The sequence below is a fragment of the Streptomyces sp. S.PNR 29 genome (genome assembly GCF_030386795.1).
Classification (GTDB): domain Bacteria; phylum Actinomycetota; class Actinomycetes; order Streptomycetales; family Streptomycetaceae; genus Streptomyces.
This window is the reverse complement of sequence record NZ_JANUQM010000005.1, coordinates 157,988-171,827: the sequence shown is the minus strand read 5'-3', so window position 1 is coordinate 171,827 and position 13,840 is coordinate 157,988. Positions and strand designations below refer to the sequence as shown.

13 protein-coding genes and 1 pseudogene are annotated in these 13,840 nt (G+C 70.7%); 8 read left to right on the top strand and 6 right to left on the bottom strand.

Annotated features, from left to right (window positions below):
* Positions 1-18: 18 nt before the first annotated feature.
* Positions 19-759, bottom strand: coding sequence for a restriction endonuclease (locus NW895_RS15785; protein ID WP_289936166.1), 741 nt, complete (start codon positions 757-759; stop codon positions 19-21).
* Positions 760-1,004: 245 nt separating this feature from the next.
* On the opposite strand from NW895_RS15785, the gene NW895_RS15780 reads away from it, so the two are divergent.
* Positions 1,005-3,578, top strand: a complete 2,574-nt coding sequence (locus tag NW895_RS15780; RefSeq protein ID WP_289936165.1) for a cellulosome protein — start codon at positions 1,005-1,007, stop codon at positions 3,576-3,578.
* A 16-nt stretch (positions 3,579-3,594) separates the two neighbouring features.
* On the opposite strand, the gene NW895_RS15775 is transcribed toward NW895_RS15780, so the two are convergent.
* The gene (locus NW895_RS15775; protein ID WP_289936164.1) at positions 3,595-4,647 is read right to left on the bottom strand and encodes an aldo/keto reductase; all 1,053 of its coding nucleotides are present in this window, start codon (positions 4,645-4,647) and stop codon (positions 3,595-3,597) included.
* Positions 4,648-4,740: 93 nt separating this feature from the next.
* Positions 4,741-5,505 carry a VOC family protein gene (locus NW895_RS15770; protein WP_289936163.1) on the bottom strand — a complete coding sequence of 255 codons (765 nt, stop codon included), beginning with the start codon at positions 5,503-5,505 and terminating at the stop codon, positions 4,741-4,743.
* Between the two features lie 174 nt (positions 5,506-5,679).
* Between NW895_RS15770 and NW895_RS15765 the strand changes: the two genes are divergently transcribed.
* Positions 5,680-6,600 carry a GNAT family N-acetyltransferase gene (locus tag NW895_RS15765; RefSeq protein WP_289936162.1) on the top strand — a complete coding sequence of 307 codons (921 nt, stop codon included), beginning with the start codon at positions 5,680-5,682 and terminating at the stop codon, positions 6,598-6,600.
* A gap of 216 nt (positions 6,601-6,816) precedes the next feature.
* Here NW895_RS15765 and NW895_RS15760 read toward each other — a convergent pair whose 3' ends face one another.
* Entirely contained in the window at positions 6,817-7,209 is a 393-nt protein-coding gene (locus tag NW895_RS15760) for a VOC family protein (protein ID WP_289936161.1), read from the bottom strand.
* A gap of 79 nt (positions 7,210-7,288) precedes the next feature.
* On the opposite strand from NW895_RS15760, the gene NW895_RS15755 reads away from it, so the two are divergent.
* Positions 7,289-7,858, top strand: coding sequence for a GNAT family N-acetyltransferase (locus NW895_RS15755; RefSeq protein ID WP_289936160.1), 570 nt, complete (start codon positions 7,289-7,291; stop codon positions 7,856-7,858).
* On the opposite strand, the gene NW895_RS15750 is transcribed toward NW895_RS15755, so the two are convergent.
* Positions 7,848-8,531 carry a glycerophosphodiester phosphodiesterase family protein gene (locus NW895_RS15750; protein WP_289936159.1) on the bottom strand — a complete coding sequence of 228 codons (684 nt, stop codon included), beginning with the start codon at positions 8,529-8,531 and terminating at the stop codon, positions 7,848-7,850. The two genes, NW895_RS15755 and NW895_RS15750, sit on opposite strands and share 11 nt — an antisense overlap.
* Positions 8,532-8,792: 261 nt before the next feature.
* On the opposite strand from NW895_RS15750, the gene NW895_RS15745 reads away from it, so the two are divergent.
* From NW895_RS15745 to NW895_RS15725, 5 genes and pseudogenes are all read left to right on the top strand, one after another.
* Positions 8,793-10,190, top strand: a complete 1,398-nt coding sequence (locus NW895_RS15745) for a DUF6421 family protein (protein ID WP_289936158.1) — start codon at positions 8,793-8,795, stop codon at positions 10,188-10,190.
* A gap of 38 nt (positions 10,191-10,228) precedes the next feature.
* On the top strand, positions 10,229-10,975 hold the full coding sequence (locus tag NW895_RS15740) for an SDR family NAD(P)-dependent oxidoreductase (protein WP_289936157.1): 747 nt from the start codon (positions 10,229-10,231) through the stop codon (positions 10,973-10,975).
* Entirely contained in the window at positions 10,972-12,042 is a 1,071-nt protein-coding gene (locus NW895_RS15735) for a low specificity L-threonine aldolase (RefSeq protein WP_289936156.1), read from the top strand. Before NW895_RS15740 ends, NW895_RS15735 begins: the two co-directional genes overlap by 4 nt.
* 88 nt (positions 12,043-12,130) lie before the next feature.
* The gene (locus NW895_RS15730; RefSeq protein WP_289936155.1) at positions 12,131-12,703 is read left to right on the top strand and encodes a transglutaminase domain-containing protein; all 573 of its coding nucleotides are present in this window, start codon (positions 12,131-12,133) and stop codon (positions 12,701-12,703) included.
* A gap of 65 nt (positions 12,704-12,768) precedes the next feature.
* Positions 12,769-13,086, top strand: a pseudogene (locus NW895_RS15725) (phenylalanine--tRNA ligase beta subunit-related protein); the annotation flags it as partial.
* Between the two features lie 5 nt (positions 13,087-13,091).
* Here the strand turns inward: NW895_RS15725 and NW895_RS15720 are convergent.
* Positions 13,092-13,820 (bottom strand): lysophospholipid acyltransferase family protein, encoded by a 729-nt coding sequence (locus NW895_RS15720; RefSeq protein WP_289936154.1) that lies wholly within the window; start codon positions 13,818-13,820, stop codon positions 13,092-13,094.
* Positions 13,821-13,840 lie beyond the last annotated feature (20 nt).

The following is a 13,840-nucleotide window of genomic DNA, read 5'->3' as shown; positions in this document are numbered from 1 at the left end:
GGGCGCCTGACACCCGTCTCACTGACCCGCCCGGGCGTCACCGGTGGCTTCCCAGGGCCGGGTCCCGGTGCCGTCCGTCCATGCCAGCAGGGACTGCCGGTCCACGCACACGATCCCGCACTGTTCGGCGTACTCCGCCGCCGGCGTGGTGAAGTCGCTGGTGGTGACCAGGACGGCGACGTCGGCCTCGTGGACGGTGAAGCAGGTGCCGCCGAAGCGCTGCAGTTCCTGGGAGCCGACCCGGTGAGTGTCCCCGTAGTGCTTGCACTGGATGACGACACGACGCCCGTCGGGGGTCACGGCCACGACATCGGCGCCCAGATCCCCGGCGCCGCCCACGACGTCGACGCCGGAGCATCCGTCGCGTTCGCAGAGGGCGGCGATCGCCGCCTCGAACTCCTCGGGGTCCAGCGCGTCGTAGTCGACGCCGGTCCCCGTGGCCGGACTCTCGCGGGGAGGCGCCAGGCTCTCCAGCTCGTCGGCCGCCTCCCTTGCCGCTTCGTCGAGTGCGGCCGCGGCCCGACGTGCCGCTCTGGCCACGTGCAACCGGCGCCGCAGGCCCAGCAAGCCCGCAACCCCCACGAGGGCCAGGGCGAATGCCCAGCCGGGGTGCCGGTCGAAGGTGTCGGCCACCGTACGAGCCGCGAAGCCCAGGATGCTCACGGCCACGGCGAGAAGGGCGAAGAACAGGGCGGTCGAGCGGAGGTCGAACGCACGTCGGCGGTTCGCCGGTGCGGTGCGACGCGCAGGTGCGGTCACGCTGATGAGCCCCCTTACGAGATCGATGCGAAGATCACTCCCACGACTGCCCAAGATCGCGCCTTTCATCGTGCCGGGTTCGAGTGGCCCGGCCGCCGCCTCCCGTCCGGAGTCGCCAGGCCGCGCTTTCGGAAGTTTCGGAGGCCGACCGACCGTTGACGTGATCCGGGCACTCTCTTACGTTCGACCAGGCCAGTTCGAGTCATCGACTGGCGTACGAAATACCGAACGAAAGCTGGGATGCCGTGGCAGCCGACACCCCCGAGACCCTCACCATCGACCTCGGTGCCGAGACAGGCCCCTTCCACGGCGGAGCGAGCGGATCCCTCTACGGTCTGTACGGCGACGGCGTGCCCAGCCGCACCCTCGTCGAGGGCATGTACGTCCGCACGCTCGCGACCAAGGCCCAGGACGGCGTCCAGCACCCCGGCGCCGACGCCCTGGAGGTCCTGCCGGCCTTCGTCGAGTCCGGAGGCCGGGACGTCTACGTCTACATGCCGGACATCTACCGCGGCTTCCCCTACGAATGGCCCGGCGCCACCGGCGAGCAGCGACTGGCCGACTTCCGCTCGCGGATCCGCAGGCAGGTCGAACAGGTCCTCGCGCTCGGTGGCACATACGCGTCACATGTCGTGTACGTCCCGTTCAACGAGCCCGAGGGCAACATGTTCGGCACGGGGGAGTGGAGCCACGACCGCACCTCCTGGCGCGATGCCCCGGAGCACTACTTCGCGGCCTGGACGGAGACTTACCGCCTGATCAGAGAACTGCACCCGGCAGCGCGGATCGCCGGTCCCAACACCTGCATCCTCTACCCCGAGGTCAGGAACTTCCTGGAGTTCGCCAAGACCCACGACGTGCTGCCCGACGTGGTCACCTGGCACGAGCTGTCCTCCCCGGCCGAGGTCCGCACCAACGTCGCCAAGTACCGCGAGATGGAACGGGAGCTGGGCATCGGCCCGCTGCCCGTCAACATCAACGAGTACGCGCACAACTACCACCTGTCCGTCCCCGGACAGATGATCCAGTGGATCGCCGCCATCGAGGAGTCGAAGATCGACGCCGACATGGCGTACTGGAACATCGCCGGCAACCTCAACGACTCGGCGGTCGAGGCGAACAAGGGCAACGGCCAGTGGTGGCTGTTCAACTCCTACGGCCGGCTGACCGGCACCACCGTCCAGGTCACCCCGCCGCACCCGGGTGTGCAGTACACGCTGCAGGGCCTCGCCACGCTCGACCGGGCCAAGCGGCAGGCGCGGGCGCTGTTCGGCGGGGCGGGCGGGGCCGCGGACGTCGTCTTCGAGGGCGTCGACCCGGACGTCCTCGGCACGGTCGTCCACGTCCGGCTGGAGGAGATCCCGTGGACCGGCCAGGTCGGCTTCTGCCCCCAGCCGCTGCGGCTCCGGGACGACGAACTGCCCGTCGTGGACGGCAGGGTGACCCTCCCGGTCACCGGCCTGAACGAGATGTCCGCCTACCATGTGATCCTCTCGCCCGGCGGCAACGGAGCGCCCCTCACACCGCCCTCGGTCGGCTGGCGGCGGACGTACGAGGCCGAGGACGCGTCCTACACGGGCGGCGGTTACTCGAAGAACGGCCCCGAGGGCTCCCCGGCCGGCGTCGACCGGTTCGCGACCTCCGGCGGCTACCACGTGGGCGGTCTGCGCACCGGATCCGACGGCGTGCTCGCCTTCGACGTCGAGGTCCCGCAGAACGGCACGTACGACATCGCCGTGTACGCCAACTCCCACAACCAGGCCGACCTGGTGCGGGAGCAGGGCCCCACCAACGTCTTCCTGCGCGTGGACGGCGAGGACCCGCACGAACTGCTGCTGCCGCTCGGCTACAAGTGGGCGGTGTGGGGTCACACCGACACCCGTGTCGAGCTGACCGCCGGCCGGCACCGGATCACCCTCGCCGCGCAGGACCCCGACCTCGGCACCACGCGGGGCGACGCGGTGATCGACAAGCTCGATCTGGCCCTGCGCGACGACCAGGTCACCGCGCCCGCGCTGTACGAGGCCGAGTACGCCTGCCTCGGCGGCGGAGCCCACGTCGACTACGCCTATCGCGGCGTCTCGGGTCCCGGCGCCGCCGTACTGCCCCGGGGCGGCACCGTCACCTTCTGGGTGCACGCCGACCGGGACGGGGAGGCGAGCGTGACCGTCGACCTGCTCGGGCCCGGGGACGGGCTGCTGACCGTCAACGGAGAGGACGTCGGGCACGTCGCGCGGGGACCCGTCCCGCTGTTCCTGGCCGCGGGCGTCAACAAGCTCACCGTCACCGCGACTTCGGAGCGTCTCGTCGTGGACCGGCTGAGCACCGGCCCGTCCCGCGGACTGCTGCCGGTCACCGTGTATCCGGCCGAGGACGGCGTCCTGACCGGCACCGCGCGGGTCACCGGCGCCTACCCGTACGCCACCGGCGGCAAGGCCGTCGACGGCATCGGCGGCGGGACCGGCAACGCGCTCGCGCTGACGGTGACGGCCGAGCGCGACGGACGGCACGCGCTGACCATCCGCTACTCCAACGGTGAGCAGGCCCCCGCCACGCACTACAACCCCGACCCGATCTGCCGCCACGCGGACGTCTCGGTCGACGGTGCCGCCCCGCGCCGCGTCCTGTTCCCCACCACCTTCCACTTCAACAACTTCTGGGAGCTGTCCGTCCCCGTCACCCTGAAGAAGGGCACCAACACCGTCACCTTCACCGCCGACGAACTCCCCGGCTTCGACGGCGTCACCCGCAACCCGCACGGCCAGCGCTCCGCGTACGCGCCGGTCGTCGACCGGGTGACGGTGACCCCGCTGGCGTGAGCCCGGACAGCCTGTCTCAGAGCACGTCGTGCACCGAGCGGCGGTGGGTGGAGCGGCGGTCGTCGATGGCGGACCAGCGTTCGCCGTAGATGTTGCGGGTGATGGCCGGTTCCCGGACGAAGTCGTGCGGGAAGCCCAGCGGTACCGCGCTCACCTCGTCGAGGCGGGCGAGGGCGTCGGCGTCGAGGCGGACGTCGACGGCGGCGAGGTTGTCGGCGAGCTGGGTCTCCTTGGTGGCCGCGATGATCGGGACCACGTTGCCGGGGCGGGACAGCAGCCAGGCCAGGGCGACCTGGGCCGGGCTCCAGCCGCCCTGCTCGGCGATCTCCAGCACGGCGGTGACCACCGCCTCCTCGCGCGGGTCGGCCCCGGCACCCGAGGCGGCCAGCCGACCTGTCTCGCCCCGCCGGTACTTGCCGGTGAGCCGTCCGGCCGCCAGCGGCCCCCAGGCCAGCACGGCCTGGTCGAACGCCCGCGCCTGGGGCAGCAGTTCACGCTCCGGGGTGCGCTCCAGCAGGTTGTAGCGCAGCTGCGAACCGGCGAACGCCGTCCACCCCCGCAGCTCGGCCAGGGTGCTGGCCTGCGCGATCTCCCAGGCGGGCCAGTCGGAGACGCCGACGTACAGCACCTTGCCGGTCCGGACCAGGTCGTCCAGGGCGCGCATGACCTCCTCGACCGGGGTGAAGTTGTCCCGGGCGTGCACCCACAGCACGTCCAGCCGGTCGGTGCGCAGCCGCCGCAGACTCGCCTCCACCGACTGGAGCAGGTTCTTGCGGTGGTTGCCCGCCGCGTTGACATCCCCCTCACGGGTCCCGCAGGTGTACTTGCTGGCCAGCACGAACTCATCGCGCCGCCCCTCCAGCAGCTCGCCGAGGATCCGCTCCGAACTGCCGTCGGTGTAGTTGTTGGCGGTGTCGACGAAGTTGCCGCCCGCCTCCGCGTAGGCGTCGACGATCCGCGCACTGGTCTCCTTGTCGGCGCCCCAGCCCCAGTCGTCACCGATGGTCATCGCACCGAGGCTCAGCTCGCTCACCCGCAGACCGGTCCTGCCGAACAGTGTGTAACGCACGATCTCTTCCCTCCGGGCTGGTCTTGCGCACGACGTTAGGAGCTGGAGCGCACTTCAGCGCAAACGGACGGCGTCCGCCGGTGTCCGGTGGGCTCAGCCCTCGTCGCCCGCCCGGTACACGCCGAACACCGCCGCCTGGGGGTCCCGCAGCACCGCGATGCGCGGCCCGTCCGGCACGGACGTCGGCTCCATCAGCACGGTGCCGCCCGCCTGGGTCGCGTCGGCCGCCGTGGCGTCGACGTCCGCCACGGCGAAGTACGGCAGCCAGTGCGCCGGTACCTCGTGCGGGAACTTGTCGTCCATCGTCACCATGCCGCCGAAGTCCTCGCCACCGACGCCCCACTGCGTGTACTGCTCCGAACCGTCGATGCTCCAGCCGAAGACCGTCGTGTAGAAGTCCACGGCCCGCTCGGGCTCGCGGGTCAGCAGCTCCACCCAGCCCAGCGCGCCCGGTTCGTTGAACAGCCCGGCTCCGGGGAAGGACCGAGCCTGCCACAGCTGGAAGACCGCGCCGGTCGGGTCGGCGGCCACCGCGAAGCGGCCCACGTCGAACACGTCCATCGGACCGAGCAGGACCGTGCCGCCGGCCGCCGTCACCTCCCGTGCGGTGGCGTCCGCGTCGCTCACGGCGAACGACACGTTCCACGCGACGGGCTGCGACGGCTGGTACAGCGGCGTCAGCGCGGCCACCGCGGCGTCCCCGAGGTGCGCGACCGTGTAGCCGCCGGCCTCCTGACGCGGATCCGTCTCGGGACGCCAGCCGAACAGCCTCGTGTAGAACCGCTTGGCCGCCTCCAGGTCGCTGGTCCCCAGCTCGGCCCAGCAGGGCCCGCCGGTCACCGGCTTGTCGAGCTTCATGGCGTTCCTTCCAGAGAACCGGAGAAGAGCCCCTGAAGCACGCTAAGCCCCGGCCCGCGCCCCGGCCATCCGACGGAAACCCCCTGGTGCGCGGCGCCGCCACCGACGTACCCTCACCCCGTACCGCACCGCATGGCGGCCTCCCGTCTCTCCAGCCTGCCCGGAGGTTTCCGCATGCCCGCGCTCACGGTGCGCCCTTTCCGCCGCGACGACCGCGACCAGGTGACCGACCTGATCAACGCGCACGTCGCCGCTGTCGTCCCCGGTGTCTCCGTCTCCGTGAACACCGTTCTGAGCGCCCTGGAGCGCCGGCCCGGCGAGTTCATCACCGACCCGTGGGTGAGCGAGCGCGTGACGCTCGTCGCCGAGCAGCGCCGGTACGTCGTCGCCGCGGCCCATCTGCTGCGGTACCGGGCCGACGCCGAGGTCGGTGAGAGCTGTCGGGACGCCGGCGAGATCGGCTGGTTCGTGTGCCATCCTCCGGCCTCCTTCTGGCCGGACGCGGACGAGGCCGCCGACCTGCTGATGAGCGCCTGCCTGGCCCAGCTCGCCCGCTGGAACGTACGCGTCCGTTACGCCGACGGCGCATTGCCCGCCCCCGTCGTCCACGGCGTGCCCCGCAACTGGCCGCACATCCGGGCGGTGTACGAAGGCGCGGGCTTCCGGCACGCCGGGCACACGGAGGTCGTCCTCGTCGCCCGCGTGGCCGACCTGCCGGCGCACGAGCCGGGGCCGGGCGTGACGGTCGAGCGCACGCTGGGGGAGTGCGGCACCCGCTTCACGGCGTACGCCGACGGACACGCCCTCGGCTTCGTGGAGGTCGACACGACCCTGTCGCGCCCCGAACGGCACGTCCGAGCCGCGGGCCTCGCCGACATCGGCAACCTGCACATCGACCCCGGGCACTACGGCCGGGGCCTGGAGCACCGGCTGCTCGCCCAGGCCGCCGACTGGCTGCGCCTGTGCGGCGTCGACCGCCTCTTCGCCTACGAGACGGAGACCGACAGCACGGCGATCGCCCACCTCGGCGCGGCCGGATTCCGCGAGCTGACCCGCACCGACCGCGGCTGGGAGCACCGTCCTGCGGCGGCCTGAACCGCCGGGCACCGGACGGCCCGCAGCCCACCGCATCGGCAGCGGCCGACCGCGCCGCATCCGGCGACGCCGGCTTCTCGGCGGAGGGTTCGGCGGTCGTCGGTGGCCGGTCCGTGTCGGGGGTTGCCGGGGTGGTGCCTGCGGTGACGCCGACTTCGTGGTGGGTCCGGCGGCCGTCAGCCCCTTCGCATCGGCGGCTGCCGGCCCCGGTGACCCTCAGATTCCCGGCCGGTGCCGCATCGGGTGGTCCGGCGGTACCTCCACCAGAACGATCGGCGTGCCGTCGGGGTCCGCGAGCCACATCTCCACCAGGCCCCACGGCTCCTTCACCGGCGGCCGCACGATCTCGACGCCCTTCGCCCGCAGTTCGTCGTGGGCCGCGGCCACGTCCTCGACCTGCAGCCACAGCCGCACGGCCGGATCCGGCGGGGTGTCGGAGCGGCCCGAGACCTCCAGGAAGCCACCACCCAGGAAGTAGACGGTGCCGCGCTCCGGGCCCGTACCGAACTCGCGGTAGACGGAGAGGCCGAGTTGTTCGCCGTAGAAGACGCGGGAGCGTTCGGGGTCGGTGGGGCGGAGCAGGGTCCGGCTACTGAGTACGTGCACCATGCACCCGGAGCCTAGTGGCAGCGCTACTCTCTCCTTGCTCTCGTCCTTGCCGAACCGCGACCGAGAATCGGAGACACCTATGGAGTCCCCCGCCACCCGACCGACCTTCCGCGACGCCACCGACGCCGATGTGGACGAACTGGTCGGCCTGATCGAGTCGGCGTACCGCGGGGACTCCAGCCGGGTCGGGTGGACCACCGAGGCGGACATCCTGGAGGGCCGGCGGACCGACCGGGAAGGCGTGCTGGAGGTCATCAAGTCGCCCGACGGCCGACTGCTGGCGGTCGAGCGGGACGGGCGGATCGTCGCCTGCTGCCAGCTGGAGCATCGCGGTGACCACGCCTACTTCGGCATGTTCGCGGTCAGCCCACAGCTCCAGGGCGGCGGCCTCGGCAAGGTGATCCTCGCGGAGGCGGAGCGGCAGGCCCGCGAGATGTGGGGCGCCAAGGAGATGCACATGACGGTGATCTCCGTGCGCGAGGACCTCATCGCCTGGTACGAGCGCCGCGGCTACCGCCGTACGGGACGGATGACCCCGTTCCCGTACGGCGACGAGCGCTTCGGCATCCCGCAGCGCGACGACCTGCAGTTCGAGCTGCTGGTCAAGGAGCTCGCACCACGGCCGGCGCCGTTGACCGTCACGCCGTGAAGCGGCCCGTGCGCTTGATCTCCGGGTGGTCGGTGGTCGCCCCGTCCAGCCCGAGGGCCCGTACGAGACGCAGATGGTCCTGGGTGTTCACCACCCAGCCGATGATCCTCAGGTCCGCCTTGCGGGCCCGCTCCACGATCTCCAGGGTGAGCCGGCGGATGTTGAGGCAGACGGTCCGCGCACCGGCCTCGACGGCGCGGTCCACGATGTCGGTGCCGTAGCGGCTGGCGATCAGCGCGGTGCGTACCCCCGGCACGAGCCGGGCGATCTCGGCGATCGCCTCGTCGTGGAACGAGGACACCTCCACCCGGCCGGCCAGGTTCCGCGCGTGCATCACCTCGGCCAGCGCCCGGGCCGCGGCAACGTCCTTGATCTCGGCCTGCAGCGGCAGCGTCACGGCGTCCAGGACCTCCTCGAACACCGGGATCCGCTCCCCGCGCCCCGCGTCCAGCGCACGCAGCTCGGCGAGCGTCTTCTCGGCGATCGGTCCGGTGCCGTCGGTCGTGCGGTCCACGTCTGCGTCGTGCATGACGACGAGCGCGCCGTCCTTGCTCAGGTGCAGATCGAGTTCGATGACGTCGAGGCCGGCCTCCTGGGCGGCGACGAAGGACCTCAGAGTGTTCTCGGGTTCGACACCCATGACTCCGCGGTGACCGATGGTAAGGAAGTTCAAAGTTCAACTCGCTTCCGTCGACGGCGGCCTGGCACCAGCCGCAGCCTAACGGTCCCACGGTCGGCCGGACCCACGCGTACACGGCGATCGGGGGCGCGACCGAAGTGCTACGGCACAGTCACCGCCATATTGGTGTCCGGCAGGAAAAACTGCGGTGAAGGCGGGGGTGGTGCAGGATAATTTTCGGAAGGTCATCTTGCTGAGAGAAACCCCGTATGCATACGGTGTCCTTACGCGAGGTTCTCCTGTGGAGGATGGGACATGACGGAAATTCTTGTGCAGACGGGTGTGGAGGGGCAGGTTCCTCCGGCGGCCAGGGTGGTGGAGCACCCGGCGTGGCCCGTGCTCAAGGATGCCGTGGAGCGGATCCGGCCATGGCAGTCCAAGGACGGGTCGATCGACTTCGATGCCGAGGGCGCCCCGGACCGCGACGAGGCCGAACGTGCCGTCGGGCGTGTCGTCGAGGCCGTACAGGAGCTGTCCCCGCTGCTCCCGCACGACCGCGCCTACCACGAGGCCCTGGTGAAGGACCTGCGTCGCTGGGCCGACAGCGGCTTCCAGGTGCCCGACTTCCTCGACTCGCTGCTGGCCTTCCAGCCGGCCGCCAACCGCACCGACGGCCTGCAGCACCTGGTCGTCTTCCCGATGTACACGCAGAACGGCAACCCGGACCGGAATCTTGAAGCGGTCGTGCTGCGCATGGTCTGGCCGGACTGGCTGGCCGAACTGGAGCGCACCCGCTACGACAACCCGCTGTTCTGCGGCATCAAGTTCGAGGACTTCACGGCCGGCTACGACACCAACTCCGCCGTGCTCTTCCCCGAGACGATCGCCGTGCGCGAGGCCCCCGAGCGGTTCAGCTGGGGCGGCATCTTCTGCGACCGCGAGGCCGCCCGCTTCCGCCGCGTGACCGCGGCCGCCGTCGACATCCTGGGCCTGGAGCTGCCCGAGGACGTCGCCGCGATGGTCCACGACCAGAAGCGCTGCGAGGAGGCCTTCGTGCTGTGGGACATGGTCCACGACCGCACCCACAGCCACGGCGACCTGCCCTTCGACCCGTTCATGATCAAGCAGCGCCAGCCGTTCTGGATGTACGGCCTGGAGGAGCTGCGCTGCGACCTCACCGCCTTCCGGGAGGCCGTGAAGCTGGCGGCCGACGGCGTCCCGCAGGCCCGTGACGTGCAGGTCGCGATGCTCTTCGACCGCATGTTCCGCTTCCCGGTCACCGGTGAGCGCGTCCGCAACTACGACGGGCTCGGCGGCCAGCTGCTCTTCGCCTACCTGCACAAGCACGACGTGGTGCGCTGGACCGACAACAAGCTCTCCCTCGACTGGGAGCGCGCCCCGCAGGTCACCAACCAGCTGTGCGCCGAGATCGAGAAGCTCTACCGCGACGGCATCGACCGTCCCAAGCTCGTCCACTGGTTCGCCGGGTACGAGCTGGTCGCCACCTACCTCGCCCCGCACCCCGGCTCCAAGTGGGCCAAGGGCCCCGACGCCCTCGACACGACCCAGCCGCCGCGCAAACTCGTCGATGACGTGCTTCCGGACGAGTTTCCGCTGAGCATGTTCTATGAGGCGCTGTCGAAGAAGCTGAAGAACGTGATCGCCTCCACCAAGGGCATCACGGCGGACAGCGCCGAGCGGGTCGCCGCGTGAGCGACGGCGCCAACCACACTGCTCAGGAGGCGAGGACCATGGGGAACGGGGCGCTCAACGGCGCGGTGATCGCGGTGGCCGGAGCGGGCGGACCCGCAGGCCGGGCCACGCTGCTGCGGCTCGCCGAGGCGGGTGCGGTCGTCATCGGCTCGGACAACGACCCGGAGCGGCTGGCCGAGGCCGTGGACGCGGCCAGCTACGGGCACGGCGGTGCGACCGTCGTCGGTGACACGGTCGACCTGCTCGACCGCGAGGCGACCCGCGACTGGGCCATCCGCGTCGAGAAGGACTTCGGCCGGGTCGACGGCCTGGTCCACCTCGTCGGCGGCTGGCGCGGCAGCGAGACCTTCACCAAGACGAGCCTCGACGACTGGGACCTGCTGGAGCTGCTGCTGGTGCGCACCGTGCAGCACACCTCCCTCGCCTTCCACGAGGCACTGCAGCGCAGCAGCCGCGGCCGGTACGTCCTGATCAGCGCCGCGGGAGCCAGCAAGCCCACCGCGGGCAACGCCGCCTACGCCGCCGCCAAGGCCGCCGCCGAGGCGTGGACGCTGGCCCTGGCGGACTACTTCCGCAAGGCCGGGGGCCCCGAGGGGCCGACGTCGGCGGCTGCCATCCTGGTCGTGAAGGCGTTGGTGCACGAGGCGATGCGCGCAGAGCGCCCCAACGCGAAGTTCGCGGGCTTCACGGACGTCAAGGACCTGGCCGAGGCCATCGCCGGAGTCTGGGAGAAGCCCGCCGCGGAAGTGAACGGAAACCGTCTGTGGCTGACCGAGAAGCCGTGAACCCCCCGAAGACCGACGCGCGTCGCCATCACGACCCGGAGGTCCGCGGTTTCGCCAGTGACAACTACGCCGGGGCCCACCCGGAGGTGCTCGCCGCCCTGGCCCTGGCCAACGGCGGGCACCAGGTCGCGTACGGCGAGGACGTGTACACCGAGAACCTCCAGCAGGTGATCCGCAGCCACTTCGGGGCCACGGCCGAGGCGTTCTGTGTCTTCAACGGCACCGGCGCCAACGTCGTCGCGCTCCAGGCGGTCACCGACCGCTGGGGTGCGGTGATCTGCGCCGAGAGCGCGCACATCAACGTCGACGAGTGCGGTGCACCGGAGCGGGTCGGCGGGCTGAAGCTGCTCACGGTGCCCACGCCCGACGGCAAGCTCACCCCCGAGCTGATCGACCGGCAGGCGTACGGCTGGGAGGACGAGCACCGCGCGATGCCGCAGGTCGTCTCGATCGCCCAGGCCACCGAGCTGGGCACGGTCTACACACCGGAGGAGATCCGCGCCATCTGCGAGCACGCCCACGCGCGCGGCATGAAGGTGCACCTGGACGGCTCCCGGCTGGCCAACGCGGCGGCCACGCTGAACGTCCCGATGCGGACGTTCACCAACGCGGTCGGCGTCGACATCCTCTCCCTGGGCGGCACCAAGAACGGCGCCCTGTTCGGTGAGGCGGTGGTGGTCCTCGACCAGGACGCCGTCAGCCATATGAAGCACCTGCGCAAGCTGTCCATGCAGCTCGCCTCCAAGATGCGCTTCGTCTCGGTGCAGTTCGAGGCCCTGCTCGCCAGGGACCTGTGGCTGCGCAACGCCCGCCACTCCAACGAGATGGCCCAGCGCCTGGCCGAGGGCGTGCGCGCGGTGCACGGCGTGGAGATCCTTTACCCGGTGCAGGCCAACGCGGTCTTCGCCCGGCTGCCGCACGAGGTGAGCGAGCGTCTGCAGAAGCGGTTCCGCTTCTACTTCTGGGACGAGGCCGCGGGTGACGTCCGCTGGATGTGCTCCTTCGACACCACCGAGGAGGATGTGGACGCGTTCGTGGCGGCGCTGAAGGAGGAGATGGCGCGCTAGCGCCGCCGCTCCCGACTAACTGCATAGATATACGGCTGATCGAAAATGCATTGACCTTCGATCGGCCGTATACCTATGCTCTGCGGGCATGCAGCTGATCCAGGAAACCCCTGACCTGTCCGCCTACTTGGTCGCTGACGAGGCGATCGACCATGACCATCCCCTGGTGCGTGAGACGGCCGCACGGCTCGCGACGGGGGTGGCAGACTCGTATGAGTATGCGCGGGTTGCGTTCGAGTTCGTGCGGGACACCATTCCGCACTCACAGGACGCCGGTGACCCGCGCGTCACCTGGCGGGCCTCCGATGTCCTGGCGCAGGGGACCGGCATCTGTTACGCCAAGGCCCACGCGCTGGCCGCGCTGCTGCGGGCCGAGGACATCCCGACCGCACTGTGCTACCAGAAGTTCGAGGCGGTGCACGGTCTGGTCGCCGTACGGTTCAACGGCGCCTGGCACCGGCAGGACCCGCGGGGCAACAAGCCGGGGGTGGACGCCCGGTTCTCTCTGGAGGGTGAGCGGTTGGCGTTCACGCCGGACCCGGGGTCCAATGAAATGGACTATCCAGTTCTATATGCTGCACCTCATCCGGTTGTGCTCAGCGTCCTCAAGGCTGCCCCCGACCGGCCACACCTGTGGCAGACGCTCCCCACCGCACTCTGAGAGAAGGCGGACCATGACTCTTGCGCTGACCGTGTCCGACGAGGTGCGCGCCCTCGCGCCCGGCTCGCGCCAGCGGGGACGAGGACTTCGTGACCGTCGCCGGCGGCGAGGAGACCGTCGAGCACCCGGACGCGGGGGAGGTGGTGTGGCGCGACGACGCCGGCGTCACTTGCCGCCGCTGGAACTGGCGCCAGGGACCGCGCACCCGGCTCACCGAGGAGACGGTCTCCGGCATCTTCCTCCTGGAGGGCATGGCGCCGATGCCGCCGGCCGAGGTCGAGGCCGCGGCCGCCGAACTCGCCGAGCTGCTGGAGAAGTTCAGCCCGGGCGCGCGGATCACCGTCCACCCCGCCGACCCGGCGCGTACCCCGCCGCAGGGCTGAACCGCTCAGTGCGCCTCGGCGGCGCGGACCTCCTCCGGCGTCGGCGCCGTGCCGCCGAGGTGGGCCGGCATCCACCAGGTGTCGTTGGCGTCCTTGGGGCGCACCGGGTAGGCCCGCTGTGCGGCTTCCAGGAGATCCTGTACGCGCTCGCGCAGCTGCCGGGTGATCGCGCCCGCGTACTTGTCGCGTGAGGCCTCGATCGCCTCGCCGACGCGGATCGTGATCGGGATGTGGCTCCGTCTGAAGTTGCGCGGGTGGCCCTTGGTCCACAGCCGCTGCGTGCCCCACACCGCCATCGGGACCAGCGGGACACCCGCCTCCTGCGCCAGACGCGCGGCACCCGACTTGAAGCTCTTCAGCGTGAACGACTGCGAGATCGTCGCCTCCGGGAAGACCCCGACGATCTCACCGGACCTCAGCGAGTCCAGGGCGTGCGCGTACGCCGCCTCGCCCTGCTTGCGGTCGACCGGGATGTGCTTCATCCCGCGCATCAGCGGACCGGAGATCCGGTGCCGGAACACGGACTCCTTCGCCATGAAACGCACGAGACGCTTCTGCGGGAGTGCCGCCAGGCCGTTGAAGACGAAATCCAGGTAGCTGATGTGATTGCTCACCAGCACGGCGCCGCCCGAGCGCGGGATGTTCTCCGAACCCTTGCAGTCGATCTTGAGGTCCCACACCTTGAAGAGGGTGCGGGCGAAACCGACGACGGGACGGTAGACGAGTTCTGCCATGGGCGGGCTGGACCCTTCCT